Source organism: Halorhabdus sp. BNX81, assembly GCF_029229925.1.
Classification (GTDB): domain Archaea; phylum Halobacteriota; class Halobacteria; order Halobacteriales; family Haloarculaceae; genus Halorhabdus.
The window spans coordinates 2,199,319-2,224,969 of the sequence record NZ_CP107254.1; the positions used below are offsets into that span (position 1 = coordinate 2,199,319).

22 protein-coding genes and 1 CRISPR repeat array are annotated in these 25,651 nt (G+C 65.4%); of the genes, 11 read left to right on the forward strand and 11 right to left on the reverse strand.

Features of this window, described 5'->3' with window-relative positions; all coding sequences use genetic code 11:
- Positions 1–5: 5 nt before the first annotated feature.
- A complete protein-coding gene (locus HBNXHr_RS11030; protein WP_275882166.1) occupies positions 6–1,040 on the forward strand; it encodes an alpha/beta hydrolase in 1,035 nt (344 codons plus the stop codon).
- A gap of 44 nt (positions 1,041–1,084) precedes the next feature.
- On the opposite strand, the gene HBNXHr_RS11035 is transcribed toward HBNXHr_RS11030, so the two are convergent.
- Positions 1,085–2,053, reverse strand: coding sequence for a beta-ribofuranosylaminobenzene 5'-phosphate synthase family protein (locus HBNXHr_RS11035; RefSeq protein ID WP_275882167.1), 969 nt, complete (start codon positions 2,051–2,053; stop codon positions 1,085–1,087).
- 93 nt (positions 2,054–2,146) lie between these two features.
- Here HBNXHr_RS11035 and HBNXHr_RS11040 point away from each other — a divergent pair, with 93 nt between their 5' ends.
- The 3 genes from HBNXHr_RS11040 to ilvD all read left to right on the forward strand — a co-directional run bounded on the left by HBNXHr_RS11040 (position 2,147) and on the right by ilvD (position 5,583).
- Positions 2,147–2,899, forward strand: a complete 753-nt coding sequence (locus tag HBNXHr_RS11040; protein ID WP_275737260.1) for a DICT sensory domain-containing protein — start codon at positions 2,147–2,149, stop codon at positions 2,897–2,899.
- 156 nt (positions 2,900–3,055) lie between these two features.
- Complete coding sequence (locus HBNXHr_RS11045; RefSeq protein ID WP_275737261.1) at positions 3,056–3,565, forward strand: hypothetical protein; 510 nt, start codon at positions 3,056–3,058, stop codon at positions 3,563–3,565.
- 278 nt (positions 3,566–3,843) lie between these two features.
- A complete protein-coding gene (gene ilvD / locus HBNXHr_RS11050; protein ID WP_275882168.1) occupies positions 3,844–5,583 on the forward strand; it encodes a dihydroxy-acid dehydratase in 1,740 nt (579 codons plus the stop codon).
- Between the two features lie 172 nt (positions 5,584–5,755).
- A CRISPR array of direct repeats spans positions 5,756–7,165; the repeat unit is 30 nt; unit sequence GTTTCAGACGGACCCTCGTGGGGTTGAAGC.
- 25 nt (positions 7,166–7,190) lie between these two features.
- Here ilvD and HBNXHr_RS11055 read toward each other — a convergent pair.
- On the reverse strand, positions 7,191–7,841 hold the full coding sequence (locus HBNXHr_RS11055; protein WP_275882169.1) for a helix-turn-helix domain-containing protein: 651 nt from the start codon (positions 7,839–7,841) through the stop codon (positions 7,191–7,193).
- An 80-nt stretch (positions 7,842–7,921) separates the two neighbouring features.
- Here HBNXHr_RS11055 and HBNXHr_RS11060 point away from each other — a divergent pair, with 80 nt between their 5' ends.
- The gene (locus HBNXHr_RS11060; protein ID WP_275882170.1) at positions 7,922–9,571 is read left to right on the forward strand and encodes an NADH-quinone oxidoreductase subunit D; all 1,650 of its coding nucleotides are present in this window, start codon (positions 7,922–7,924) and stop codon (positions 9,569–9,571) included.
- A 113-nt stretch (positions 9,572–9,684) separates the two neighbouring features.
- Here HBNXHr_RS11060 and HBNXHr_RS11065 read toward each other — a convergent pair whose 3' ends face one another.
- The 8 genes from HBNXHr_RS11065 to HBNXHr_RS11100 all read right to left on the reverse strand — a co-directional run bounded on the left by HBNXHr_RS11065 (position 9,685) and on the right by HBNXHr_RS11100 (position 16,748).
- Positions 9,685–11,112 carry an MATE family efflux transporter gene (locus HBNXHr_RS11065; protein WP_275882171.1) on the reverse strand — a complete coding sequence of 476 codons (1,428 nt, stop codon included), beginning with the start codon at positions 11,110–11,112 and terminating at the stop codon, positions 9,685–9,687.
- 267 nt (positions 11,113–11,379) lie between these two features.
- Positions 11,380–12,069: an urease accessory UreF family protein gene (locus tag HBNXHr_RS11070; RefSeq protein WP_275882172.1), complete on the reverse strand. Its 690-nt coding sequence runs from the start codon at positions 12,067–12,069 to the stop codon at positions 11,380–11,382.
- The gene (locus tag HBNXHr_RS11075) at positions 12,066–12,746 is read right to left on the reverse strand and encodes a hypothetical protein (protein WP_275882173.1); all 681 of its coding nucleotides are present in this window, start codon (positions 12,744–12,746) and stop codon (positions 12,066–12,068) included. Before HBNXHr_RS11075 ends, HBNXHr_RS11070 begins: the two co-directional genes overlap by 4 nt.
- Positions 12,746–13,651, reverse strand: coding sequence for an urease accessory protein UreD (locus tag HBNXHr_RS11080; RefSeq protein ID WP_275882174.1), 906 nt, complete (start codon positions 13,649–13,651; stop codon positions 12,746–12,748). Before HBNXHr_RS11080 ends, HBNXHr_RS11075 begins: the two co-directional genes overlap by 1 nt.
- Entirely contained in the window at positions 13,651–14,274 is a 624-nt protein-coding gene (gene ureG / locus HBNXHr_RS11085) for an urease accessory protein UreG (RefSeq protein WP_275882175.1), read from the reverse strand. Before ureG ends, HBNXHr_RS11080 begins: the two co-directional genes overlap by 1 nt.
- The gene (locus tag HBNXHr_RS11090; RefSeq protein ID WP_275737270.1) at positions 14,271–14,663 is read right to left on the reverse strand and encodes an urease subunit gamma; all 393 of its coding nucleotides are present in this window, start codon (positions 14,661–14,663) and stop codon (positions 14,271–14,273) included. The genes ureG and HBNXHr_RS11090 overlap by 4 nt, the downstream gene beginning before the upstream one ends.
- Positions 14,660–16,366: an urease subunit alpha gene (ureC, locus tag HBNXHr_RS11095; RefSeq protein WP_275882177.1), complete on the reverse strand. Its 1,707-nt coding sequence runs from the start codon at positions 16,364–16,366 to the stop codon at positions 14,660–14,662. Before ureC ends, HBNXHr_RS11090 begins: the two co-directional genes overlap by 4 nt.
- Complete coding sequence (locus HBNXHr_RS11100) at positions 16,359–16,748, reverse strand: urease subunit beta (protein ID WP_275882178.1); 390 nt, start codon at positions 16,746–16,748, stop codon at positions 16,359–16,361. The genes ureC and HBNXHr_RS11100 overlap by 8 nt, the downstream gene beginning before the upstream one ends.
- A gap of 409 nt (positions 16,749–17,157) precedes the next feature.
- Here HBNXHr_RS11100 and HBNXHr_RS11105 point away from each other — a divergent pair, with 409 nt between their 5' ends.
- Genes HBNXHr_RS11105 through HBNXHr_RS11125 form a run of 5 tightly spaced genes read left to right on the forward strand, consistent with a single transcriptional unit; the run spans position 17,158 to position 22,080 of the window.
- On the forward strand, positions 17,158–18,444 hold the full coding sequence (locus tag HBNXHr_RS11105; protein WP_275882179.1) for an urea ABC transporter substrate-binding protein: 1,287 nt from the start codon (positions 17,158–17,160) through the stop codon (positions 18,442–18,444).
- Positions 18,445–18,447: 3 nt separating this feature from the next.
- Complete coding sequence (urtB, locus tag HBNXHr_RS11110; RefSeq protein ID WP_275737274.1) at positions 18,448–19,404, forward strand: urea ABC transporter, permease protein UrtB; 957 nt, start codon at positions 18,448–18,450, stop codon at positions 19,402–19,404.
- 2 nt (positions 19,405–19,406) lie between these two features.
- Positions 19,407–20,606 (forward strand): urea ABC transporter permease, encoded by a 1,200-nt coding sequence (locus HBNXHr_RS11115; RefSeq protein ID WP_275882180.1) that lies wholly within the window; start codon positions 19,407–19,409, stop codon positions 20,604–20,606.
- A complete protein-coding gene (locus HBNXHr_RS11120; RefSeq protein WP_275882181.1) occupies positions 20,603–21,382 on the forward strand; it encodes an ABC transporter ATP-binding protein in 780 nt (259 codons plus the stop codon). The genes HBNXHr_RS11115 and HBNXHr_RS11120 overlap by 4 nt, the downstream gene beginning before the upstream one ends.
- 2 nt (positions 21,383–21,384) lie before the next feature.
- Positions 21,385–22,080, forward strand: a complete 696-nt coding sequence (locus tag HBNXHr_RS11125; RefSeq protein ID WP_275882182.1) for an ABC transporter ATP-binding protein — start codon at positions 21,385–21,387, stop codon at positions 22,078–22,080.
- Positions 22,081–22,087: 7 nt separating this feature from the next.
- Here HBNXHr_RS11125 and hypF read toward each other — a convergent pair whose 3' ends face one another.
- Positions 22,088–24,391, reverse strand: a complete 2,304-nt coding sequence (gene hypF / locus HBNXHr_RS11130; protein ID WP_275882183.1) for a carbamoyltransferase HypF — start codon at positions 24,389–24,391, stop codon at positions 22,088–22,090.
- An 83-nt stretch (positions 24,392–24,474) separates the two neighbouring features.
- Here hypF and HBNXHr_RS11135 point away from each other — a divergent pair, with 83 nt between their 5' ends.
- On the forward strand, positions 24,475–25,647 hold the full coding sequence (locus HBNXHr_RS11135; RefSeq protein ID WP_275737280.1) for an MFS transporter: 1,173 nt from the start codon (positions 24,475–24,477) through the stop codon (positions 25,645–25,647).
- Positions 25,648–25,651 lie beyond the last annotated feature (4 nt).

Below are 25,651 nucleotides of genomic sequence, written 5' to 3' on the forward strand. Positions count from 1 at the left end.
CGAATATGACTGGTCCCCCGGCCTGGACGCGACGTGGCGTGCTGACGGCACTGCTCGCCGCCGGTGCCGGCTGTACAACCGAGACGGACGACGCGACGACGAGTACCCAGGAACCGTCGGACCCGGAGACGCCGACGGACGAGCCTTCCGAGCGTTCGACGACGTCAGCACCGACGCCCACAGAAACCGCGACGACGACCGAGGAGCCGACGGCGACGGACGAACCGACGACCGAAGAGCCGACGACAACCGCCGAATCGATAGAAGAGATCACCGACATCGAGTTCAGAGAAACGCCGCAGCGGACGCTTCGACTCGACCTCTATCTGCCATCGACCGAGGAATCCAGCCCGTTCGTCGTCTATGCCCACGGCGGCGCCTGGATCATGGGCGATAAGGGCCACCGGCCGATGTTCGATCGACTTGTCGAGGAAGGCTTCGCCGTCGCCGATATTCAGTACCGTCTGGCCCAGGAGAAGCAGTACCCGGCCGCAGTCCGGGACGTCGTCGCGGCCGTGAAATGGGTCCGGGCCAACGCCGGCGAGTATGGAATCGATAGCGATCGCGGGGCGCTCATGGGATATTCTGCCGGGGCACACCTGGCCGCGCTGGTCGCTGTCGCGCCCGATCACGGGACCTTCCAGCCCGACGAGTTCCACCCGGACGTCCGGGTCGGCGTCGACGCGCTCGTCGGCTACAGCGGCCCCTACGACTTCACTGAATCCGGGATCGGAGAGAACCCGCTCGTCGCGGCCTTTTTCGGCGCGGACGCCCCGACGGAGCGTCTCGAGGAGGGGTCACCCGTCAGTCACGTTGAGGGCGACGATCCGCCGGCACTGTTGATCCACGGCACCGATGACAACGTCGTCCCGTATCGGTCGACGACGGCCCTGGCTGACGCCTACCGGAATGCCGGCGTGCCGGTCGACGTCCTCACGGGGGATGGTGCCGGCCACGGGATGATCGACAACGACGAGTGGCGCGAGGAGACGCTACCGAGCCAGGAGCAGTTCCTCGCCGACCACCTCCAGACGCAATAACTCGGTTCGTTCTCACGGTCGAGGATGGTGCCAAGAGAAGTCCATCAAGAGTCCAACAGTCGGTACCCTTCGTTGTCCGGGGCGACGATCCGGACGTCTCCCTCGACGTCGTTCCGGGTGAGGGCGTCCTCGGCAGCCTCGCGGACAATCGCTGCCGTTTCCACGCCAGTGATCGCATAAACCGTCGGCCCCCAGGAGGACTGGCCGACGCCGTCGACACCCGAGACGGCCGAGAGCGACTCGATCAGCCGGCCGGCTGGCGGGCGATAGACCCCGCCCTGTTCGTCGGCATACCAGGCCCCGTTGAGCCGGCCGAGCCGGGTAACTGCCTCGCCGAATGTCCGGCGGTCATCGTCGGCGATCGCCGGCAGGAGGCGCTGGGTCAGAAGGGGTGCGATCTCGTCGGCGATCCCCGGATCGGCCCCCTCGACGATCGAGCGCATGCTCGCGTCCTCCTCGTTCCCGTGCTGGCCGGTCTCGACATCGGGCGTGACGAGGACGAACCGCCAGGAGTCGGGAATCGCGTGGCGGGCGACGACCGGCGGCGTGGTCCAGGCACCCGTCTCGGGTGGACTGTGAGTGAAGCGCTCGACCGGATGGCCACCGTCGACGACGAAGCCACCGTCGAGAACGGTCGCGATGCCGACCCCGCTTCGACCACCGCGCCCGAGGTCGGGAGCGCGGTCACGGACGTCCAGAGCGACGTCGTAAACGTCGGCGATGGCCATCAGCGTGGCCAAAGCGAGTCGCGTGCCGCTGCCCAGTCCGGCGTGGCGTTCGAAGCGCTGTTCGACAGTGATCGCCGCGCCGGGCACGTCAAGCACCTCGATGGCCCGGCGGGCATAGGGTTCGACCGCTTCGTCCGGGCAGACGAGTTCCTCGGCCCGCTCAACGTCAACAACGAGCCGCGGTTCGTCGATCGCCCACCCGATACCGCCATAGAGCCGATCGCGGGCCAGCGAGAGGTTCTGGAAGCCCGCGTGCAGGCGAGCGCCGATCGAGACGCGCGTCATCGTGTCTCGATTGGGCGAGGCGTCTCTTGAAGGCTGGTGTCTCGCCCGCGGGACAGGGTATTATGCCGGTCGGGAACCGAGAGTGTCGTAGCGATGACGCTCGCCCGGATCGTCGAGGCGATACACGACCACGAGAAGGAGCTGACGCTGTTCAACTGCGACCGCGACGATCCGATCGCCGACGACCTCGCCGAGTTCTTCCGCACGCAGAACGTCCGCATCCGGACGGCGAAGACGGCCTCGGGACAGCCGGCCGAGATCGCCGTGCTCAGCGATCGGGACCGCGTCCGCTCGGTCGTCGCCGTCTCGACACTCAGGGACCTGCTCGACGGCGTCCTGCCGGGCGCCGACGCCGTCGGCATCGCGGACGGGGCATACGAGCCCATCCTCGAACCGCTCAAGGAGACGACGTTCACCGCCTACGACACCGAGGAGATGCTGTATACGTCCCGCGAGATCGAGGATCGTGCCCGGCGAATGCGAGACGGGACGATCCACGCCGGCTTCCAGCGGCTCTCGCTGTTTGCCGAGCAGCGATCGATCTACGCCGACCTCGCGGCACGGGGCGTCGATGTCCACGCCTACGGAGTGCCCGATACGCCACCGCCAGACATCGACGGCGCTGTCCACCCGATCGAGAACGACGAGATCGCCGAGACGTGGTTCGTCGTCTTCGACGGGGGCGAGCAGGACGGACAGAAGTCTGCACTGCTCGCCGAGGAACGCGACGAGGGGTCGTTCTACGGGATCTGGACGTACGATGCGACGATCGTCGACAAGATTCTCGAGCACCTCGAAGCGACGTACCTCTTTCCGGATCGGGCCCATCCACAGTCCGACAGCTGAACACGCGATGATGACGATCGGCGGGGCCGGTTCGTTTTCGCGCCGGATGATCGGGATGCCCCACGGCTGACCATGTGAATGTAAATCTATTAGTGTCCCGTCCCGAAATTTTGGTAAGAAATACAACTCGAGGCGAGCAGTCGAGAGGATACCGCTATGGATCCGGATCTCACTCTCCCCATCGATCGAATCGGGCGACTACTGAAGCCGAGATACATCTCTTGGTTAGTCGCAAACGTCCTCGTCTTTTTTCTCATCAGCAGACAATCCGAAGAAGTCGTCGTCGAACCTGGCCAGGGTGGATACGTCGAAATATTCGTCTGGCCGACGCTCCGGGACGGATATAGACTAACGGATACTGGTTTCGGTGGCCCAACCGTTGATTTTGCCGGACTACTCTGGAATTACGTTGTCGTCCTTCTGCCGGTATATCTGGCACTCACGGTCGCCGCAAATCTGGTGTACCCTAAAACGTTCAGAGCCATGGAAGTAACACCAATAGTCTATCGCGATCTCTGGCTCGTCAGTATTCTTGGGGGCGTTCTCACGTTCTTTCTCGCTGCAATCGTTGGATATGAAGGGACCATATTGTGGCTGACGATGGGCCTGATCATTTTCGGCACACTGCTCGGCGGCATTACCGCACGATCCGAAGACAAGAACTAGCGGTGTTGGGGTGTCGTAATTGCCCACGCAGAAACCACATTGTGGCCAGCATGTTTTGCGTTCGGCCCGCGACGGTCCAGTATGGCAACTGGCCGGGCCATCGAAGAAGTGAAAGTCAACAATCAGGGGCTCATACCGCTCGATTCGGCCACAGATCCGTTCGAGTGAAAAGTCGAGGTTCAAGCTAGCCGGCCGATCCGCGATGACGCAGGAAGGCGATATCGGAGACAATCGGCCCCACCGGGTCCTTTTTACTCGCTCCGGGACTCGAATAGGGCATGTCCAACGACGACAGGTTCTCGCGTGACAAAGACGAGGACCTTCCGAGCACCGACGTCACCGAAGGGCCCGACAAGGCACCCCACCGGGCGATGTTCCGCGCGATGGGCTACGACGACGCCGACTTCGACTCGCCGCTGGTCGGCATCGCCAACCCCGCCGCCGACATCACGCCGTGTAACGTCCACCTCGACGACGTGGCCGAGACGGCCTGGGACGCCACCGACGAAGCGGGCGGGATGCCCGTCGAGTTCGGGACGATCACCATCTCCGACGCCATCTCGATGGGCACCGAGGGGATGAAGGCCTCGCTGATCTCCCGGGAGGTCATCGCTGACTCCGTCGAACTCGTCGCGTTCGGCGAGCGCGTCGACGGCCTCGTCACCATCGGCGGCTGCGACAAGAACATGCCCGGGATGATGATGGCGATGATCCGGACGGATCTACCGTCTGTGTTCCTCTATGGCGGCTCGATCATGCCCGGCGAGCACGAGGGCCGTGACGTCACCATCGTCCAGGTGTTCGAGGGCGTCGGCGCGTACGCCACCGGCGACATGGACGCCGACGAACTCGACGACCTCGAACGCAACGCCTGCCCCGGCGCGGGGGCCTGTGGCGGGATGTTCACCGCCAACACGATGGCCTCGATCTCGGAGGTCATCGGCCTCGCGCCACTCGGGAGTGCCTCCCCGCCTGCAGAAGAGGAGAGCCGCTACGACGTGGCCCGCGAGACCGGCGAATTGGCCGTCGAAGTCATCGAGGAGCGCCGTCGCCCCTCGGATATTCTCTCACGGAAGTCCTTCGAGAACGCCATCGCGCTGCAGACGGCCATCGGCGGGTCGACCAACGCCGTCCTGCACCTGCTGGCGATGGCCGCCGAGGCCGGCGTCGAGCTGGACATCGAGGACTTCGACGAGATCAGTCGTCGGACGCCCAAGATCGCCGACCTCCAGCCCGGCGGCGAGAAGGTGATGAACGACCTCCACGAGATCGGCGGCGTCCCCGTGGTGCTCCGGCGACTGCTCGAGGCCGACCTGCTGCACGGCGACGCGATGACGATCACCGGCCGGACGCTCGCCGAGGAGATCGAGCACTTAGAAGAGAAGGGGCGGCTGCCGCCCGAGGAAGAGATCGACGCCGACTTCCTCTACTCGATCGACGACCCGAAGGAACCCGAGGGCGCGATCAAGATCCTGACGGGCAACCTCGCGCCCGACGGCGCGGTGCTGAAGGCGACCGGCAACGACGAGTTCTACCACCAGGGGCCGGCGCGGATCTTCGAGGACGAGGAAGACGCGATGGAGTACGTTCAGGAGGACCGCATCGAGTCCGGCGACGTGATCATCATCCGCGGCGAGGGGCCCAAGGGTGGCCCGGGCATGCGCGAGATGCTCGGCGTTACTGCTGCCGTCGTCGGCCAGGGCCACGAGGACGACGTGGCGCTGCTCACTGACGGGCGCTTCTCCGGCGGGACGCGCGGGCCGATGATCGGCCACGTCGCCCCCGAGAGTTTCGTCGGTGGGCCGATCGGCGCGCTGAAGGACGGCGACACCGTGACGGTGGACATTCCCGAGCGCTCGCTCGACGTTGACCTTAGCGACGCGGAGATCCAACAGCGTCTCGATGAGCGCGACGACCCCGAACCGACCTACGAGAATGGTGTGCTGGCGAAGTACCACCGTGACTTCGACTCGGCGGCCAACGGTGCGGTGAGCAACCCCGGCGTCAAGCGGGAGTGAGTCACCGCAACAGCAGCGAACTGAGCACAGTGTAGCTCGTCTCTGTATCACGGTGCTGGGTGATTGGTGAGTTTTTCATCGACCCCCCGGGTCTCGTGGGCTATTGCCGGTCGACGAAAACACTAACTTCCAGGCAAGGGTATCACGCGCTATATGGCCGGTTTCGGCCATGGTTTCAGACGGACCCTCGTGGGGTTGAAGCAGACTACAAAGCCGAACGAACAGAGTAGACTCGTCGGTTTCAGACGGACCCTCGTGGGGTTGAAGCTACCGGAGTTTTTTGATTGTCGCGTGTGCCCATTTTGTTTCAGACGGACCCTCGTGGGGTTGAAGCAGGCGATTCCGGTAGGATACAGACCTGGTGACCGTCGTTTCAGACGGACCCTCGTGGGGTTGAAGCATCGCCGACAGTCGCGGATGGGACGGTATACGTTGGTTTCAGACGGACCCTCGTGGGGTTGAAGCTGGATTGGGATGTCGCGTGACGACTTTAACCGTGTCGTTTCAGACGGACCCTCGTGGGGTTGAAGCCAACCCGCCCACGCCGTCGTGCGGTACGACTACCACAGTTTCAGACGGACCCTCGTGGGGTTGAAGCATGATATACAATACATCTGAGTCATGGGCTGGTTCGTTTCAGACGGACCCTCGTGGGGTTGAAGCGTCTTCCGCGTCGTCGACGGCGACGGGACGGCGGTGGGTTTCAGACGGACCCTCGTGGGGTTGAAGCGGGAGCCCATCACTGACTGGTTTACGGTCCGTGATCTGGTTTCAGACGGACCCTCGTGGGGTTGAAGCTGTCGGGTCTTGAGTCGATAGCGTCAACTTGGTCCCGTTTCAGACGGACCCTCGTGGGGTTGAAGCCCGGACGGCCCCGCCGGTAGCCGAGTCTTCCGACTGTTTCAGACGGACCCTCGTGGGGTTGAAGCATCCGGTGGTGGTAAGACCACCAGAGTTCGGGAGTTGTTTCAGACGGACCCTCGTGGGGTTGAAGCGAGCGCGTCGCCGAATGTGAGGTCCTCAGTCATGGGTTTCAGACGGACCCTCGTGGGGTTGAAGCTATTGATCCGGATCGTGACGACCCGACCGAAGGCAGTTTCAGACGGACCCTCGTGGGGTTGAAGCATCCGCACGCGGAAGAGTGACTACGCGATCGAGTGGTTTCAGACGGACCCTCGTGGGGTTGAAGCTATTGATCCGGATCGTGACGACCCGACCGAAGGCAGTTTCAGACGGACCCTCGTGGGGTTGAAGCATCCGCACGCGGAAGAGTGACTACGCGATCGAGTGGTTTCAGACGGACCCTCGTGGGGTTGAAGCGGCGGGAGGATGCCCCAGGCATCGCTGTCGACGGGTTTCAGACGGACCCTCGTGGGGTTGAAGCGAGGCCAGCGCGCCGACGAACACGGACATCAACTCCTGTTTCAGACGGACCCTCGTGGGGTTGAAGCCCGGAACATACAACGACTCGGCTTCTAAGACATACTGTTTCAGACGGACCCTCGTGGGGTTGAAGCGATCCATGCGAGGTTTTTGATGGGAGGGTAGTACAGTTTCAGACGGACCCTCGTGGGGTTGAAGCGCGACGAAAAATCCACCGAAGAGACTCACTCGAACAGCCCGGCCATCACGGCGCGTTCGGCCTTCCGGAGGTGATCCGAGACGGTACTGGCCGCACAATCGAGCCGATCGGCGATATCAGCCACTGACGCGTCCCGTGGAACATCGTAGTACCCCATCTCGACGGCCATCTGTGCGACCTCCCGCTGGCGGTCCGTCAGCTCAAGGGTCTCCCGGCCCGGGCCGCGATACTCGCCGATCGACTCGATCGTGACGTCGATCGCGTCCGGAACGGCATCGATCACGCTTTCGAGGGCCTCACTGCGACCCACGATCCTGAGTCGCGTCGTTCCGTCGGCGTGGTAGATCACCGGCGGAACCAGGACGACGTGTTTGCCGTCGAAGGAATCGCGGAGCTGTCGGTCCATCTCACGGGTCTCGTGTTCGACGTAGGCGTAGAATGCGTCATCGTCGATCGGCGTGAGATCGTAATCGGTGACGAACCGCGCTGCATCGATCGCCTCACGATAGGGATCGATCGGGCCGACGACACGGAACAGCAGGACGTCGAGTTCGCTCCGCGAGAAGTTCCAGATCAACAGCTCCGCCCGCTCGAAGCCCGCAGTCTCCGCGATGAAGGTGTGCATCGGGTTGCGCCAGTCCGGCGGTTCCTGCATGGTGGCGGCGAGCGATTTCACAGCCGGCCTTGCCACCTGCACTTCAAGGGACTAGTGAATTCGGCAAAACCGGCTTTGGCTGAGTGCCCGTTCGCCGGCGTATGTGCGCCGTGCAGCGGACTGGTCGCGAGCGACGGGCGGACTGGGAGACGGTCGTCGAGGATCTCGATGGGGTAATCGACCGCGAGACCCACGAAAACGCGCCCGGGGTCGTCGTCCGAGCCGACGCCGTGGCTGCCGTCCTCGAAGCGCTCCGTGACAGCGCCGGGTTCGACCACTGTGCCTGCGTCACCGGCCAGGAGTACGACGACCGCTTCGAGACGATCTATCACCTCCGGCGGTACGACGAGCCGACTCGCGAACTCAGCGTCGTCGTTCCGACGAGTGCCGAGAATCCAGTGAGTCAGTCGGGCGCATCAGTGTACGAGACGGCCGACTGGCACGAGCGGGAGATCTATGATCTGCTGGGTATCGAGTACGAGGGGCACCCGGACCTCCGCCGAATTTTGCTCCCCGAGACCTGGCAGGGCCACCCGCTCCGAGAGGGATACGATCAGACCCAGTCGCAGGTCGTAACCCATCGGGAGAACGTCAACCCGATCGCCGATGACCACCAGCAAGGGCCGGACACGATGTTGCTCAACATCGGCCCCCACCACCCCGCGACTCACGGTGTGCTCCACGTCCAGTTGACCCTGGACGGCGAGACAGTCGTCGACGCCGAACCCGACATCGGCTACATCCACCGCTGTGAGGAACAAATGTGCCAGCAGGGCACCTATCGCCATCAGATCATGCCCTACCCCGACCGGTGGGACTGGGGCGGTGGGGGGCTGCTCAACGAATGGGCTTACGCCCGCACCGCCGAGGATCTGGCGGACATCGAGGTACCGGAATACGCCCAGGTCCTGCGGACGATGAGCGCTGAACTCTCACGGATGCTCAGCCACTTCCTCGCAGTGGGTGCCTACGCGCTGGACGTGATCGGGGACTTCACGGCGACGTTCATGTACGCGATCGAGGACCGCGAACGGATCCAGAGCCTGCTGGAGGATCTGACCGGCCAGCGGCTCATGTTCAACTACTTCCGGCTCGGCGGTGTCGCCTGGGATCTACCCCAGCCACGCGATGCATTTCTGGAGAGTGTCCGGGAGTTCCTCGCCTACCTACCGGACCGCCTGGCCGAATACCACGACCTCCTCAGTGCCAACGAGATCCTCCAGCTGCGGACGCTCGACACGGGACATCTCGACCCCAACGTCGCGAAGTCCTACGGCGTCACGGGGCCAGTCGCCCGCGGGTCGGGGATCGACTACGACCTCCGGCGGGACGATCCCTACGGCTACTACGACGAACTCGACTGGTCGGTCGTCACCGAGGACGGCTGTGACAACTACGCCCGCCTGCTGGTTCGGATGCGCGAACTCGAGGAGTCGGCGAGCATCGTCGCTCAGTGCGTCGATCTGCTCGAAGACTGGCCCGCCGAGGACCGGACGATCCAGTCGAACGTCCCCCGGACAGTTCGGCCCGAACCCGACGCCGAGACCTATCGGGCCGTCGAGGCTGCCAAAGGCGAACTCGGCATCTACATCCGCAGCGATGGGACGGACAGCCCGGCACGGTTCAAGATCCGCGGCCCCTCGTTCTCGAACCTCCAGGCCCTCCCCGAGATGGCCACCGGCGAGTACATCGCGGACTTCATCGCGACGCTCGGCAGTCTGGACACGATCATGGGGGAAGTCGATCGGTAAGGGCGTGGACATAGCCAACGAAGCCGCGTCCGCGGGTGCTCGATGTGCCTCCGACATCTCGACGGTCCGTCGGGTGGCGAAGTTAGACAGGGTGGGGCGAAAGAGTTCGGCGCTCACCCGGCCGTAGCACCGTCGTTTTCCCCCTCGATCTCACCCGCCCCCTGTGGCTCGGCGGCGCGTTCGAACAATCCCCGGCGGCTGGTGTAGACGAAGTACGCAAGCAGCCAGGTGGCGGCCGCGACGTTCGAGAGCGTGATTGCCCAGAAGACGGCCGTGACGTCGAAGGTGAGGACGTAGACGCCGACAATGGCAACCGGAACCCGCACCGCCCAGTACTGGGCCAGCGTCGAGACCATGCTGACCTTCGTCTCGCCCGCGCCGTTGAACCCGGCCTCGACGGTGTAGATCGCCCCCAGCGCCCAGTAGCCGTAGGCCAGGATCTGGAGGTACGCGACGGTGTATGTGAGATCCGGCCCCACCATCCCCGGCACGAAGACGTGGGCGATGAACTCGGGAAAGAGCCACTGGACGACGCCGAGAACGCCCAGGCCGACCGCGGCCATGACGACGGCGATCCAGGTCGTCCGCCGGGCGCGTTCGAAGTGTGCGGCGCCGAGGTTCTGGCCGACAACGCTGGTCGCCGCCTGAGCGAGACCCTGGGCCGGAACGAAGACGACGGTCGCGACGCGTGAGCCGAGGTGGTAGGCCGCCAGGCCCGCCGCGCCCCCTGCAAATGAGACCACCGCGATCACGACGAGGCGGGCGAGTTGCCGACCGAGATTCTGGCCCGCGACCGGCGCGCCGACAGTGACGACCTCGCGAGCGGTCGCGAGGCGAGGTCTGACAGCGTCGGCGGTGAGCCGGAACCCCTCCCGACCGTGGAGGACGACCGCGATGGCGACCAGTGCACCGACGCCGTAGCCGATACCCGTCGCAAGTGCCGCGCCGAACACTTCCAGGCGTGGGAACGGGCCATACCCGAGGATGAGTAGCGGATCCACCACGACGTTGACGAGGATCGCGACGGCGTTGACGGACAGCGCGATCCGCGTCTGGCCCCAGCCGGTGAAACCGGCTTCGAGGGTGTCCGACAGCGACGTGGTGAAGAGGGCGGGGATGTAGGCCGTCAGGTACGCGACCGCGTACGTCGCGACCTGGGCCTCGTCGGTGAAGCGATCGACGATCGGTTCGGCCCCGACGAGGACGGCAACGCCGACGACGGCAGCGAGGGGCATCGCGAGGGCAGCACCGGTAAACGGCACCCGCCGGGCGGCCGCTTCGTCGCCAGCTCCGACGCGCTGGGAGGTGATGACCTGCGTCCCGGTGAAGAGCATCATGAACGGGACCAACAGCAGACCGACGAAAACGGCGGCGAGGCCGACCGCGGCGACGGCCGTCCCGCCCAGCCGCCCCACCCAGAACAGGTCGACGACCTCCTGGGCGACTAAGGCGAAGTTCTGGACGACCAGCGGCGCAGCGAGCACGACCAGCACGCGCGAGAGCGACCCGCTGACGATGTCCTCCCGTGAGGCATCAAGCATGGGATGGTGACTCTCCTCCCGCATATGTTAAATATCCATTGTTTGTGTAGTGTTGACAAAACGCGATCCAAAATCGCCGACAGTGCACGACTCGGACGTGGGTCGCCGGTGGTCGAAGTGGGCACGGACAGATCGCGATCCGCACTACAACGATGTCGATCGGGAGGTAATTCCGGGGAGGATACCGCAGTGAAAGACGAGAGTCGGTCACAGCGAGGACAGTGTCGGAGGACCACTGGACGCCCGGTGAAGCTGAGTATGGCACGATCAGCTCAGAAACAGCCGCCGATCGGCGTCTTCGTGACGTGCCGCCGCGGTCTCAATGCCGGGCGTAAACGACTGGAGGTCGGCAGCCGATCGCTCGGCGCTGGTGGCCACAGCCCGGGTCATGGCCGGACGAAGGTCGACGAGCAGCCGCTGGAGATCGGTGTGGCCGACCGTGAGCAACCGCTGGGCGGCCTGGAGTTGACTCGCGACGAACGCGTGGACGAAGGCCCCAGCCGCTTGGCGGCCATCGAGCCCTTCGACGGCCGCCACGAGCGCGAACGCTGCGGGATAGGTCCCGGGAGCGGCCGCGTCGTCGACACGCGCTGCGTACGTCGAGATGCGGTCGTCTGCCAGCGTTTCCCGGGAGAGATCCAAAAGCCGACGACCGGACGCACGAGTACTCTCGCGAAACTCCGCCGGCAGCGTCACAGCGAGTACTCGCCGGTCGATCTCGACGACGCGGTCGAGATCCCCGGCTCCGGCCGCTTGTCGGGCGGCCCGAACGGCGACGGCATCACAGACTGCGAGTTGTCGAGCCAGGACCGTCTCGAGGAGCTGGCGGAGATCGGCGGCGTCGGTCACGCGGTCCTCCGCCACAAGCTGTTCGAGCCCGTACGACAGCGAGTCGCTGCCGGTCGGCAGCATCGAGTCGGCCAGCCGCATCGCGGCGAACGCGGGGCCGTCGCTCATCCGGACCCCCCTGTGTCGTCGGGCCGACCGCTCCCGGTCGCGTCGTGACCGTGCTCGTGTGCCGATCCGTGAGCGTGCTCGTGCGCGGGGCCGTGGGCGTGTTCGTGGTCTTCTGGACCGTGCGCGTGGCCGTTCGGTTCGTGCTCGTGGGTCGATCCCCGGTCGCGGTCTCCGGAAGCGTGCGCGTGATCGGGACTCGAGTGGCTGTGTTCCGGTGGGTCCGACTCGTCGAACAGGGTCGGATCGACCGTACGGCGAGTCACCTCGGCGCCATCCGGGAGCCGCGCACGGATCGCATCGGCGATGGGACGGTCGGCTTCGACAGGGACGAACGCCGTTGCATCCTCAACCACGAGATCGTAGTGGCGGTTCCCGAGAAAGTGCCCCAGTTCGAGGAGACACCCGTGGGTCCCGCCGTCGTCCGCGAGGGCACTCACGTCGATCGCCAGTGCCGGCCGATCCTCGAACGCGATGGCGATGGCGCGGTCGTCGTCAGCGTAGACGACATCGCCCGCCTCGACGCTGGTGTCACCGAGCACCAGCCCGACGTCCGTGCCGGCATCGGTCGTCGTTCGGACGCGCGATCGCTTGCGTTCGGCGTCGCTCAACCGGACGTATTCGATTGTGCGGTCGTCGAACGCCGCGATCGAGCCGACGACCGTTTCGGCGACGATCATCAGTACTTTCTGAGCGCCGGCGCGGGAACGCCGAGCAGTCGCTGCCGTGCGCCGTCCCAGGCGGCGTGCAGCGTGTCGGTCACCGATTCGGTACTGTCCCCAACTACCCGCACCCAGGAACCGGCGTCGTTGGGGAGCGTCGAGACGCCGGCCTCGGGATCGCAATCGGCGACCCGGTCGGCCATCGCGTCGGCGAGGGATGCGGCCGGACACTCGGTCGTCGTGACGGCATACAGCGTCCCGAAGACGTCGCCGCTGAGCACGCCGGTCGTCCGCGGTCCGGCTCCGTCGTCGCCTGGCGAAAGGGTGAGCCGATCGGCGAACAGCCGCCCGTCCGGCCCGCTGGCCTCGACTCCGGCGGCGTAGCGGTCGAACTCGAAGGCCTCGCCGCGGGCAAGTCGGCCGGGGACGATCACCTCGCCGACGATCGCCGTGGCCGCCGATCCCAACTCGATCGTCAGCGACTGGGTGTACCTCGCGTCCGGGTAGAGAATCGTCGCCCCCGGGACGTATTCGAGATGGGTGCCGTCCCCGGCTGCCACTTCGATCTCCGCCCGGGCGAAATTGTGGGTCATCGACTGGACTTTCGTCGCGCTCTGGGTCGAGACCAGCGCGGTCGCGCCCTGACGGGCGCGGATCGAGACGTCGTGTCGGTCACCCTGGGCGACGCCGCCGGTCGGTGACTGGACGTAGACGGCCGTCCCGTCCGCCGGCGGTGCGTGATCGAGCGTCCCCGAGACGTGAAAGGGGACACGGGCGAAGTCGCGCTGGAGAACCGTTCCACTGTCGGCGTCGGTCCCGAAGAGGAGTTCGAGCCGGCCGTCCTTGCCCGGCGACCCCACGGCCGCCTGGGGGACCGCCTCGCCGGCGTACTGCTCGAACCCGCGGGGAACGTCGGCGGCCATCAGGCGAACAACACCTCCTCGGAGAGGTACTCGCGGACCTGCGCGATGCCGTCGCCGTCCTTGCAGTTGGTGAACACGGTCGGCCCCTCCCGGACGCGGTCGGCGTCGGCGGCCATGACGTCGAGGTCAGCACCGACGTGGGGGGCCAGATCGGTCTTGTTGATCACCAGCAGGTCGGCATCGACGACGCCCGGGCCGCGTTTGCGCGGGATGTCCTCGCCCTCCGCCGCCGAGATGACGAACGCGTAGTAGTCGGCCAGTTCGGGATCGAACGTCGCCCCGAGGTTGTCCCCGCCGCTCTCGACGATCACGACATCCAGGGCCGGATGCGAGTCGAGAAAGGCGTCGATCTGTTCGAGGTTCATCGAGGGGTCCTCGCGGATACCCGTATGCGGGCACGCGCCGGTTTCGACCCCGGCGACCAGCTCGTCCGGGACGATCCCGGCGAAGCGCTCCCGAAGCGCGTCGGCGTCCTCCTGGGTGAGGATGTCGTTGGCGATGACGCCCACGTCGAGGCCGGCCTCGCGCAGGCGGGGAACGAGATCGGCGATCAGCGAGGTTTTGCCCGAGCCGACCGGCCCGCCGATCCCGACCGTCGCCACGTCGCGGTGGGTCGGACTCATGGCTGGAACCCCCCTGGTGGATCGTTCGTCCCGGTCGTGGCCCCGCCGTCGGTGACCGCCTCGCCCGTATCCTCGGCAGTCCCGTCCGACCGGACGGGGTCGTGGACTGTGACCAGTTTCGTCCCGTCGGGGAAGACCGGCTCGACCTGGATCATGTCGATCATCTCGGGGACGCCGGCCATGACGTCCCCCGGATCGAGCAACTGGGCCGCGCCCGATCGGATCTCGGCGACGCTGTCGCCCTCACGGGCGCGTTCGATACACCAATCCGAGATGTACGCGACGGCCTCGGGGTGGTTCAGCGCGACGCCGCGGTCCTTGCGCCGGCGCGCGAGCTCTGCGGCCATGAAAATCGTCAACCGTTCTCGTTCCTTTGGCGTGAGGTTCATAGCAGGTACCGTTGTGCGAGCGGGAGTTCGGAACTCGGTTCGCAGGTCACGTTCTCGCCGTCGATGCGGACGTCGAAGGTTTCGGGGTCCACCTCGATGTCGGCCGGGCAGTAGGCGTTGTAGTGCATGTCGTCTTTGCCGACCGAGCGGGTCCCGGAGACCGGGACGACCCGTGAATCGAGGTCGTATTCCTCCCCGACGCCGGCCTCGTGTGCGGCACCGCTGACGAACGTCAGCGACAGCGCCTGTTTCGCCCGGCCGACGGCCCCCGCACGAGGCCGCTGGACGATGGGCTCACAGGTCATCAGCGACCCGTTAGCCTCGCCCATCGCCGAGGAGACCGGGAATCCACCCTTGAACGTCATCTGTGGTTTGATCCCGAAGGAGTCGGGCTCCCAAAGCACGACATCCGCCAGCTTTCCCGGTTCGAGCGTCCCCACGTACGCGTCGATACCCGCCGAGATGGCGGGGTTGATCGTGTACTTCGCCAGGTAGCGCTTGATCCGGTGGTTGTCCCCCGACTCGCCTTCGTCCTCGGGCAGGGGACCGCGCTGGTCTTTCATCTTCGAGGCCGTCTGCCAGGTTCGGGGAACGAGTTCGGCCATCCGGCCCATCGCCTGGGAGTCGGTGGTCATCATCGAAATCGCACCCATGTCGTGGAGGACGTCCTCGGCGGCGATGGTCTCGGGCCGAATACGTGACTCCGCGAAGGCCACGTCCTCGGGGACATCCCGATCGAGGTGGTGACAGACCATCACCATGTCGAGGTGTTCGTCGAACGTGTTCTCGGTGTAGGGCATCGAGGGGTTCGTCGAGGAGGGAAGCATGTTCGATTGGCCGACCAGTTCCATGATGTCCGGGGCGTGTCCGCCGCCCGCGCCCTCGATGTGAAAGAGGTGCATCGTCCGGCCGTCGACCGCAGCCATCGTGTTCTCGACGAATCCGGCTTCGTTGAGCGTGTCCGTGTGCATACAGACCTGTACGTCCGCACGCTCGGCGACCGACAGGCAGGTGTCGATCGCTTCCGGCGTCGAGCCCCAGTCCTCGTGGAGTTTGAGCCCACAGACACCCGCCTCGACCTGCTCGCGGAGGGCGTCGGGATCTGAAGCGTTGCCCTTGCCGTAAAAGCCGACGTTGACCGGCCAGGCCTCGGCGGCCTGCAGGAAGCGCGCGACGTTCGTCGGGCCGGGCGTACAGGTGGTCGCACCGCCGCCGAAGCCACCGCCCAGCATCGTCGTGATGCCCGACGCCAGCGCGTGCTCGTGCAGCTGTGCGGAGTTGAAGTGGACGTGAATGTCAAGCGCTCCCGGCGTGGCGATCATCCCCTCGGCGGGGTAGACGTCCGTCGAGGGGCCGACGACCATGTCGACGCCGTCCATCGTGTCGGGGTTGCCGGCCTTGCCGACGCCGGCGATTTCGCCGTTCCGGATGCCGATGTCCGCGGCGACGACGCCCAGGACCGGGTCGAGGATCGTCGCATTGGTGATGACCCAGTCGAGTGCGCCCGCCGACTGCGTGACGCTGGCGGTCATACCCTGGCCGTCCCGGAGTGTCTTCCCGCCGCCGAAGACGGCCTCGTCGCCGGGCGTCCGGCGGTCCGCCTCGACGGTCGCGAACAGCGCGGTGTCGCCCAGCCGAACCTGATCGCCCGTCGTGGGGCCGTAGAGGTCGGCGTACGCGTCCCGATCGATGTCCTTACTCATGGTCCGCCCCGTCGATCCCAAACCCGGCCGCCCGAGCGCGTTCGAGCGCCCGATCGACGCCGCTTTCGACGCTGCCGTTCGTCAGGCCGTTCATTCCGTGGATACGGCGCTTCCCGCCGATAGCGACGAGTTCGACCGTTTTGGACTCGCCGGGCTCGAACCGGACGGCCGTGCCCGCCGGGATATTCAACCGCATACCGTAGGCCGCCCGCCGGTCGAATGCAAGGGCCGCGTTGGCCTCGAAGACGTGGAAGTGCGAGCCGACCTGGACCGGGCGATCGCCGGTGTTGGCGACCGTGACACGCCGGGTTTCCCGACCCTCGTTGATCGTCACCGACCCCTCGCCGGTGCGCACTTCACCCGGAACGACGGTATCGGTCATGCCCCTGTCACCGCCATTGTCGTGACGTTCGTCCAGTTATATCGCATATATCGAGACAGAAGTCCAGCTATCGATAAGATACCTCTATCGAACAAAAATTGCCGTTCCGCGAACCGGGAAGCTGACACTCGGGCACACTTCGCCACCCCAACCTCACAATTGCCCATCACATCTCCCGTACTGGGTTCGCAATTTTGGATATGCCTATTTTTGCGTGAAAATATAATCCCCTTATATTGTTGCCAGTTGCATCTATATTACTGGGGTAAAGTTTTAGTGGACTACCCAATACCGGACGATTGTCGATATATGATCGAAGAACATTCCAAGATTTCGCGTTTGGGCGCGAGAGAGCCGTCGGATATCGAGTTATCCTTCCGTTTCGGCAGTGATTCCGGGGGAGATTCGGATGAATGAGCGACCGTCGGTCGGCCGCCGGGAGTTCCTCGCGGGGATGGGAACGGCGGGTGTAGCCAGTCTCGCGGGGTGTGGTGGAATCCTCGGCGGGAGTGGCGGGTCGGACACCGTCAAGATCGGTGTCCTCGAGGATCGGTCGGGGAACTTCGCGCTGAACGGGACGCCCAAGTGGCGGGCCTCGAAGCTCGCGATCGACGAAATCAACGACGAGGGCGGGATCGACGGCAAGGAGATCGAGCTGTTCGATCCGGACCCCCAGTCCGACGACACGCGTTACGCGCAACTCACCAAGCGGTTGATCAACCAGAACGACGTCGACGTGCTGTGGGCGGGCTACGCCTCCAAGACCAGGGAGACGATCCGGCCGACCATCGACAGCAACGAACAGCTGTACTTCTACACCACCCAGTACGAGGGCGGCGTCGCCGACGAGTACACCTTCTGTATGGGGGCAACGGCCCGCCAGCAACTGGGCAGCGTGGTGCCCTACATGATCGAGAACTTCGGCGACCGGATCTACACGATCGCAGCCGACTACAACTTCGGTCAACTGTCGGCCGACTGGGTGAAGGTCATCGCCGACGAGAACGGTGGGGAGGTCATCGGCGAGGAGTTCATCCCGCTGTCCGTGTCGAACTTCGGATCGACGATCAGCGACATTCAGGCGGCCGACCCGGACTTCGTGATGGCGCTTTTGGTCGGGAAGAACCACTCGTCGTTCTGGAATCAGCGGACCTCCGCCGGACTGGACATCCCGATGGGCACCTCGACAGTCATGGCCCAGGGCTACCAGCACCAGCGGCTCGATCCGCCCGCTCTCGAGAACGTTTACGGCGGGTTCAACTACATGGAGGAGGTCCCGACCGACCGCAACCAGGACTTCGTCGACCGCTACTACGAGAAGTACGGCGACGACGCCGCCTACATCAACGAGGAGGCCGTCAACAACTACGTCTCGACGTACCTCTACAAACAGGCCGTCGAGGAGGCCGGGACGCTTGACCAGGCGGAAGTCATCGCCACCTTGGAGGAGGGGATGGAGATCACCGGCGACCAGTCCCCGGAGGGCGACATCAGCCTGCAGGGCGACGTCCACCACATGACCCACAACATGCGGGTCATGCGGTGTGATGCCGATCACAACATCACGGTCGAGGACACCCGGAAGATACCCGAACAGTTCCTCACCGAGACCGTCGACATCGATCTCAGCGGGGACGACGACGGCATGACCAAGCAGTTCACGCCCGTCGATTACTTCCCCGAAGCAGGAGGGTGACCGATGACGACAGGGAGCCCCGCGCTGATCGCCCAAAGCGGCTCCGCCGGCACCGTCGAGACGGTCCTGAAGACGCTTGATGGGGCCGGCGTGCCGATCGAACTCCTCCTGCAGATCGCCGACAGCTTCGCGTACATCACGCTCGCGGCGATCGGTCTCGCCGTCATTTTCGGCATGGTCGGCGTGATCAACCTCGCCCACGGCGAGTTCATCCTGATCGGCGCCTACGCGACGACGCTGTCGGTCAACGTCTACGGCCTGCCGCTGCCGATTGCGATGGTGTTCGGCAGCCTCCTGACGGGCCTGTTCGGGATCGTCGTCGAGCGGACGATCGTTCGCCGGCTCTACGGGCGGTTGCTCGACACGATGATCGCTACCTTCGGACTCGGGTTGATCATCACCCAGGGTGTCCGGATCGTCTACGGGAACACCATCGACTCGGTGTCGACGCCGTTCGGTGCGGTGCCCGGGTACACCTACTCGGCCTACCGGGTCTTCCTCGCGGTGGTCGCGATCGCCGTCCTGGTGGCGATCTACCTGCTGTTTACCCGGACGGAGTTCGGCGTCAAGGCCCGGGCCACCATCCAGGACCCCGACACCGCCCGGGCCATGGGCGTCGACACCGATCGGATGTACATGTTGACCTTCGGGCTCGGGTCGGCGCTGGCGGGCCTGACCGGCGCGTTGTACGCCCCGATGGAGTCGATGGTCCCCTCGATGGGCAACGGCTACCTCGTCGAGTCCTTCGTCGCGGTCGTCGTCGGCGGCTCCTCGGCGCTCGTGGGCACGCTCTCGGCCGGCGGGCTCCTGGGGACGATCCGTGGCGTCTTCGCCAGCGAGTTCGGCACCTTCGTCGCGAAGATGGCCTTGCTCGCGACGGCGATCCTCGTCATCCGGTTCCTCCCGGGCGGACTGTCCGGGCTGTACGATAGCCTCACCGATCGGGTGCAGGAGGAATGACGATGCCCGAATTCGATTTCGTTCCCGACAGACTGGATCGACTTCGCGACCAGTTGAGCGGGCCGAACACGGTCGGGGAAACGCCGGCCTTCTGGCGGACGTTCCTCCTCGCCGTGGCGGTGTTTGCCAGCCTCCCGTTCCTGCTTGGAAGCTACGGCGCAAACCAGTTCGCGCTGTTTATGGCCTATGGCCTGCTGGCGCTCTCGCTGACGATCGTCTGGGGGTACGCCGGTATCCTGAGCTTCGGCCAGATCGCCTTTCTGGGGATCGCCGGCTACACCTACGCGCTGGTGAGTCTCAACGTCGGCGGCGCGCTCGGGGCGACGGTCGCGATCCCCGCCGCCGTCCTCGCGGCGACGGTGTCTGCGTTCGTCCTCGGGTACTTCATGTTCTACGGCGACGTCCGGGACGTCTACGTCGCGATCATGACGCTGGTCGTGACCCTGGTGATCGGAACGTTCCTCGGCCGAACCGCCGGCGACGGCTGGACGATCGGGAGCGTCCCGCTCGGCGGAGCCAACGGGATACCCGGCCTCCCGGATCTGACGATCGGGATCGGCGACGTCGCCGTGGTCTTCAGCGGGACGATGTACTACTGGATCACCCTCGTGGTCGTCCTCGGCACCTATCTTGGCCTGCGGGTGCTGGTCAACGGCCGCCTGGGGTACGCGCTGGTGGCGATCCGCGAGGACGAGGACCGCGCCGAGATGCTCGGATACGACGTGCGCCGGCTCAAACTGCTGGTGTTTACGTTCTCCGGGACACTTGCGGGAGTCGCAGGCGTGTTCTACGTCACGTATTTCAACATCGTCAACCCCGAGCCCTTTACGCTGCTGTGGGCGACCTACCCGGTGCTGTGGGTGACCTTCGGCGGGCGGGAAACGCTGACCGGCGCGCTCGTCGGGGCGATCTCGATCGAGTGGATCCGACTCACGCTATCCCGGACCGTGCCCGAGTTCGCGATCGTCTTCGTCGGCGCGATCCTGCTCGTCTCGGTCCTGTTGGTGCCCCGCGGTGTCGTTCCCGGTATCCGGGACAGTTACGCCTTCTTCGAGAGGCGCGGACTCAGAGACGGCGTCGTCGTCGGTGGACGGCGGATCGCGGCCGGTCTCCGCAGACGGGTGCGGGCAGTCGGAGCCCGGGTTCGTGGGACGCTCCCGGACGCCATCGAGTCCCAGTCCCCGGAGGTGAGTCGCGAATGAGTTCGACTGACAGTAGCGACCCGTCGATCCGGAAGACGCCCGCCGGCGAGGCGACCGGACCGGACACCGACGCTATCCTCCAGACCGAGGGGCTCACCAAGCACTTCGGCGGGTTCACCGCCATCGACGGGATCGACTTCGGTATCGACGCCGGGCAACTGCGCTGTCTGATCGGCCCCAACGGGGCCGGGAAGTCCACGCTGCTGAAGTTGATCACGGGTCGACACGACGCCAGCGAGGGTCGGATCTTCTTCGACGGCCAGGAGATAACCGATGTCGTCCCGCACGCCCGCGTCGACCGGGGTATCGGCATGAAGTTCCAGGTGCCAAGCGTCTTCGAGTCGTTTACGGCCGCCCAGAACATGCGCCTGCCGCTCCAGCGCGGCGAAGAGGACGACCTCGGGGCGGCGATCGACGAGCGCCTCGGTCGCGTCGGCCTTCGGAACGTGGCCGAGACGCGCGCGGGCGAACTCTCCCACGGCGAGCAACAGCGCCTGGAGATCGGGATGGCCGCCGCGCTCGATCCCGATCTACTCTTGCTGGATGAACCCGTCGCCGGGCTCTCGATCGAGGAGCGCCGGGACGTGGCCGAGCTCGTCACCTCGCTGAACGACGACGGCATCGCCTTCGTCGTGATCGAACACGACATCGACTTCGTCGCCCGGATCGCCGACGAGGTGACGGTGCTCCACCAGGGGCGGATCTTCCGGGAAGGACCGATCGAGGACATCCGGGCCGATCCGGACGTGCGGCGTATCTACCTCGGCGGTGATTGACCATGTTAACATGTAACTCACTCACAGTCGCCTACGACGCGACCCCGATCCTGCGAGACGTCGACCTGACCGTCGAAGACGGCGAGATCGTCGGCATCATCGGCAAGAACGGTGCGGGCAAAACCACACTGCTGAAGGCGATCATCGGGTTGCTGGATGCGCGCTCGGGAACCATCGAGTACCGCGGGACGCCGGTGGGCAGGCTGACGCCGGACAAACGGGCGGCCCGTGGCATCGGGTACATCCCACAGGGCCGGGATGTCTTCCCCGAGTTGACCGTCGAGCAAAACCTCGTCGTCGGGGAGTCGATCAACGACGGCGCGGAAAGTCGCTACGAAGCCGTCTACGACTATTTCCCCGTTCTCGAAGAGCGGGCCGACCAGGCCGCGGGGACGCTCAGCGGCGGCCAGCGTCAGATGCTCGCCATCGGGCGGGCGCTGGTTGGCAATCCGGATCTCCTCCTGCTCGACGAACCATCCGAGGGGGTCCAGCCGTCGATCGTCGAGCAGATCAGCGAGGACATGCGGGCGATCAACGCTGACCTCGGCACGACGATCCTCTTCGTCGAACAGAACCTCGGCGTCATCCAGTCGATGGCCGACCGCTGTTATGCGATGGAACGGGGGACCATCGCCGACGAACTCGACGGCGCGGCCGTCGAAGACGAGGACACCGTCGCCTCCTACCTGGCGGTGTGAACTCAGGTTACTCTCGGCTCGCTCCGGCGGCCGCGACGGCCACCTGCCCGTAGGCGATCCCGCCGTCGCCAGGCGGGACGCGGTCGTGGCCCAGAAAGTCCAGCCCGGCCGTCTCGACCCGTTCGCGGATCGTCCGGGTGATCGCATCGTTGTACGCGACGCCGCCGGTGAACCCTACGGCGTCGACCCCACGATCCGCGGCGACCGCGACGGACAGCTCGGCCAGTCCACGTGCCAGCGCCCACTGGGCAGTCGCGGCCACGTCGGCGATCGGGTGATCGTCGGCCATAGCGTCGAGGTCACGAACGAGCTGTCGGGTGTCGAGCACTCGATTACCGTCCCGCGTCGCGTACGGAATATCGTAGTCGAGGACGGCACCGTCGACCGCCGCACTTTCGAGTTTCATCGCCGGTTCACCTTCGTAGCTGCGCTCGGTGCAAACGCCGAGAAGCGCACTCACCGCGTCGAGCAATCGCCCTGCGCTGGTCGTCGTCGGGGAATTGATGTCCTGCTCGACCTGTTTCCGGACGGTCGCCGCCTCGCCAGCCGTCTCGACCGTACCGCGCTCAAGGAGCAACTCGTCGATCCGGTCGTCGTCATCGAGCAGACTCGCCAGGATGCGAGGCGGCCGTTCGATCGCGGCCGTCCCACCGGGGAGTTCGAACGCCGAGAGGCCGCCGACGCGATCGTGATCCGCGAGGGTGGCGTCCAGCACTTCACCGCCCCAGATCGACCCGTCCGGGCCGTAGCCTGTCCCGTCAGCGGCGATCACGATTGCGCGCTTGCGCTCGCGCTCGGCCAGCAAGCTGGCGGCGTGAGCGTGATGATGCTGGACCTGAATCGGTCCCGCCATTCCCTCACGGTCGGCGTATGCTCCCGCTTCCTGGGTCGTCAGGAACTCGGGGTGGGCGTCACAGGCCACCACGTCGGGGTCAGTACCGAGCAGGTCTCGCAGATGGGAGACGGTCTCTCGGAGATATTCGACCGTTTCGGGGTTGTCGACGTCGCCGATATACTGCGAGGGGACGACCGCACCGTCCTGGGTCAGCGCGACAGTTGCGTCGAACTCCGCCCCGAGAGCGAGCACGTCGTGGGCCGTCTCGGTCGAGGACGGCAGCGGGAGCGACTCTGGGACCCACCCGCGCGACCGACGGACGAACCGCCGCTCGCCCCCGGCAAACCGAGCCACGCTGTCGTCACACCGCATCACGATCTCACGGTCGTGGACGAGGGCGGCGTCGATCACGCCATCGAGATCGGCGAGGATCGTCTCACGGTCGGTCGCCATCGGCACGCCGGGCATGTTGGCGCTGGTCATCACCAGCGGGCCCTCGACGTGATCGAAAAGGCGGTGATGCAATCCGGAGTACGGCAGCATGACGCCGACGGTGTGCAGTCCCGGTGAGACGCTATCGAACCAACCCGGTCGATTTTCTCGCCGTCCATCGAGCAGCAGGATCGGCCGGCGCGTGTCTTCGAGCGCGTCGCGTTCGGTATCCGAGACCTGGGCGACGGACTCTACCGCCTCCAGATCGGGGGCCATCAGCGCGAAGGGCTTCTCGGGACGGCCCGTTCGTTCGCGCAACGTCTCGACGACGGCCGGGTCGGTCGCGTCACAGGCCAGGTGGGTCCCACCGATCCCCTTGATCGCTACCAGTTCGCCGTCGGCAAGTCGCTGGCCAGCCCGCTCGATGGCGTCGTCACCGTCGGCGCGGGCATTCCCGTCGCCGTCGAGCAGCGAGAGCGTCGGCCCACACTCGGGACAGGCGATCGTCTGGGCGTGGTATCGGCGGTCGCTCGGTTCCTCGTAGTCCGCCCGGCACTGGCCACACATCGGAAAGTCGTCCATCGACGTGGTTGGACGGTCATAGGGCAACTCCCGGATGACCGTATATCGCGGGCCACAGTCCACGCAGGCGGTCGCCCAGTAGCCGTGAAACCGGGAATCGGGATCACGCAGGTCTTCGAGACAGCTGTCACACATTGCCGTGTCTGGCGGAATCGTCCCCGCTCCCCCCGTCGAGTCGGTCGAAGCGACGATCTCGAACCTGTCGAGACCCGCCGGCTCGCCGTCTTCGACCGTCACATCCTCGATTCGGGCCAGCGGCGGCGGATCCGTCCGGAGGGTCGCGAGGAACGCGTCGATGCCCGACTGGGGGCCCTCCAGAACGATCGTAACCCGTCCGTCGCCGGTGTTTTTCACCTGACCCGCGAGGTCATTGTCGGTCGCCGTCCGATAGACGAACGGGCGAAATCCCACACCCTGGACGACGCCCGTCACCGAGACGACCGCTCGCGTCCGTTCGCTCATTAGGTCGTAGGCAGCAGTCCGCAGTGTTGAATCTGCCGACCGGAGTTCAATGCGCTTAACTCGCCGAACGAGGAATATGAAACGTGGAAGAGATAGATAATCGTACGTACTGGCTGATCGCAGTCTTCCTGTTCGTCGGGGTCAGTGGTGCGACGATCCAGGCCCGCGGCGCGCTCGTCCCGACCTTCGAGGATTTCTTCGGGGTGACCAAGAGTACGCTGGGACTGATTACCCCGGTCGGGACTGTCGGGTACCTGGCCGCGATGCTGGCGCTGGGCTCGGCGAGCGGGCGGGTTGACATCCGGCGGTTTTTGCTCGTCGGCGTCGCGTTGACCGGGCTGTCGTTGCTGTTGATCGGTGCCGCACCGAGTTTCATCGTCCTCTTGGGGCTTGTCGGGATGCGGAGTCTCGCGACGGGGATCGTCCGGGCACTGGACCGCCCGACACTGAGTCATCTCTATCCGGAGTCGCGGGCGCGGATCTTCACCCTCCAGGAGATGACGTGGGCGGTCGGCGCGATGTTGGGGCCGATCCTCGTGACTGCGGTCTTGAGTCAGTACTCCTGGCAGGCGACCTATCTGGTGCTTGCGGCGCTCACCGTCCCCGTGTTCGTGCTTGTGTGGCGGCTCGACGCGCCGACCGGGACCACGAACGAGCGGACGTTCGAGCGCAGCGACCTCCGGCCGCTGTTGTCCCAGCCGAGCGTGTACGGGATGGTGATCGCACTGATCTTCGTTGGCGGCATCGAGAGCATCTACTTCACCTGGTTGCCGAGTTACGCGGACACGACGTTCTCCGGCTGGATCACCGGCATCGTTCTCTCGATTTACCTGGCGGCGTACGTCCCCGGACGGTTCGTTTTCAGTCAGCTCAGCGACCAATACAGCTTCACGCGAGTGCTCGTCGTGACGAGTATCCTCCTGACCGTACTGACCTATATTGCCTTCACCGCCGCGGAAGGGGCGTTGTTGCTCGGCTCGATCTTCGGCATCGGCCTCCTGATTTCGGGGCTGTTCCCGACGCTCATATCGATGGGCATCGAATCGATGCCCTCGTTCTCGGGTCCGGTCAACGTGGTCGCCAACGTCGCCACCCAGGTCGGGTTCTCCACCGCGCCAGTAATTGTGGGCGTGCTTGCCGACGCGACATCGATCGAGACCGCGATCCTCGTCCAGATCGGACTGGCAGGTCTGCTCGCCGTAGTCATGCTCGTCCTCGAGTTGGGACCCACGGGAACCGCTTCGGCGACCGCATGATCCG

What these genes read in the sequence shown, in the direction of transcription:
- HBNXHr_RS11075 (WP_275882173.1), bottom strand. Translation starts at nt 12,746, where the DNA reads ATGATCGTCGCCGAAACGGTCGTCGGCTCGATCGCGGCGTTCGACGAC.
- HBNXHr_RS11070 (WP_275882172.1), bottom strand. Translation starts at nt 12,069, where the DNA reads ATGAGCGACGGCCCCGCGTTCGCCGCGATGCGGCTGGCCGACTCGATG.
- HBNXHr_RS11030 (WP_275882166.1), top strand. Translation starts at nt 6, where the DNA reads ATGACTGGTCCCCCGGCCTGGACGCGACGTGGCGTGCTGACGGCACTG.
- HBNXHr_RS11100 (WP_275882178.1), bottom strand. Translation starts at nt 16,748, where the DNA reads ATGACCGATACCGTCGTTCCGGGTGAAGTGCGCACCGGCGAGGGGTCG.
- HBNXHr_RS11080 (WP_275882174.1), bottom strand. Translation starts at nt 13,651, where the DNA reads ATGGCCGCCGACGTTCCCCGCGGGTTCGAGCAGTACGCCGGCGAGGCG.
- HBNXHr_RS11060 (WP_275882170.1), top strand. Translation starts at nt 7,922, where the DNA reads ATGTGCGCCGTGCAGCGGACTGGTCGCGAGCGACGGGCGGACTGGGAG.
- ureG (WP_275882175.1), bottom strand. Translation starts at nt 14,274, where the DNA reads ATGAGTCCGACCCACCGCGACGTGGCGACGGTCGGGATCGGCGGGCCG.
- HBNXHr_RS11045 (WP_275737261.1), top strand. Translation starts at nt 3,056, where the DNA reads ATGGATCCGGATCTCACTCTCCCCATCGATCGAATCGGGCGACTACTG.
- HBNXHr_RS11125 (WP_275882182.1), top strand. Translation starts at nt 21,385, where the DNA reads ATGTTAACATGTAACTCACTCACAGTCGCCTACGACGCGACCCCGATC.
- HBNXHr_RS11040 (WP_275737260.1), top strand. Translation starts at nt 2,147, where the DNA reads ATGACGCTCGCCCGGATCGTCGAGGCGATACACGACCACGAGAAGGAG.
- ureC (WP_275882177.1), bottom strand. Translation starts at nt 16,366, where the DNA reads ATGAGTAAGGACATCGATCGGGACGCGTACGCCGACCTCTACGGCCCC.
- HBNXHr_RS11065 (WP_275882171.1), bottom strand. Translation starts at nt 11,112, where the DNA reads ATGCTTGATGCCTCACGGGAGGACATCGTCAGCGGGTCGCTCTCGCGC.
- HBNXHr_RS11115 (WP_275882180.1), top strand. Translation starts at nt 19,407, where the DNA reads ATGCCCGAATTCGATTTCGTTCCCGACAGACTGGATCGACTTCGCGAC.
- HBNXHr_RS11035 (WP_275882167.1), bottom strand. Translation starts at nt 2,053, where the DNA reads ATGACGCGCGTCTCGATCGGCGCTCGCCTGCACGCGGGCTTCCAGAAC.
- HBNXHr_RS11105 (WP_275882179.1), top strand. Translation starts at nt 17,158, where the DNA reads ATGAATGAGCGACCGTCGGTCGGCCGCCGGGAGTTCCTCGCGGGGATG.
- hypF (WP_275882183.1), bottom strand. Translation starts at nt 24,391, where the DNA reads ATGAGCGAACGGACGCGAGCGGTCGTCTCGGTGACGGGCGTCGTCCAG.
- HBNXHr_RS11120 (WP_275882181.1), top strand. Translation starts at nt 20,603, where the DNA reads ATGAGTTCGACTGACAGTAGCGACCCGTCGATCCGGAAGACGCCCGCC.
- urtB (WP_275737274.1), top strand. Translation starts at nt 18,448, where the DNA reads ATGACGACAGGGAGCCCCGCGCTGATCGCCCAAAGCGGCTCCGCCGGC.
- HBNXHr_RS11090 (WP_275737270.1), bottom strand. Translation starts at nt 14,663, where the DNA reads ATGAACCTCACGCCAAAGGAACGAGAACGGTTGACGATTTTCATGGCC.
- ilvD (WP_275882168.1), top strand. Translation starts at nt 3,844, where the DNA reads ATGTCCAACGACGACAGGTTCTCGCGTGACAAAGACGAGGACCTTCCG.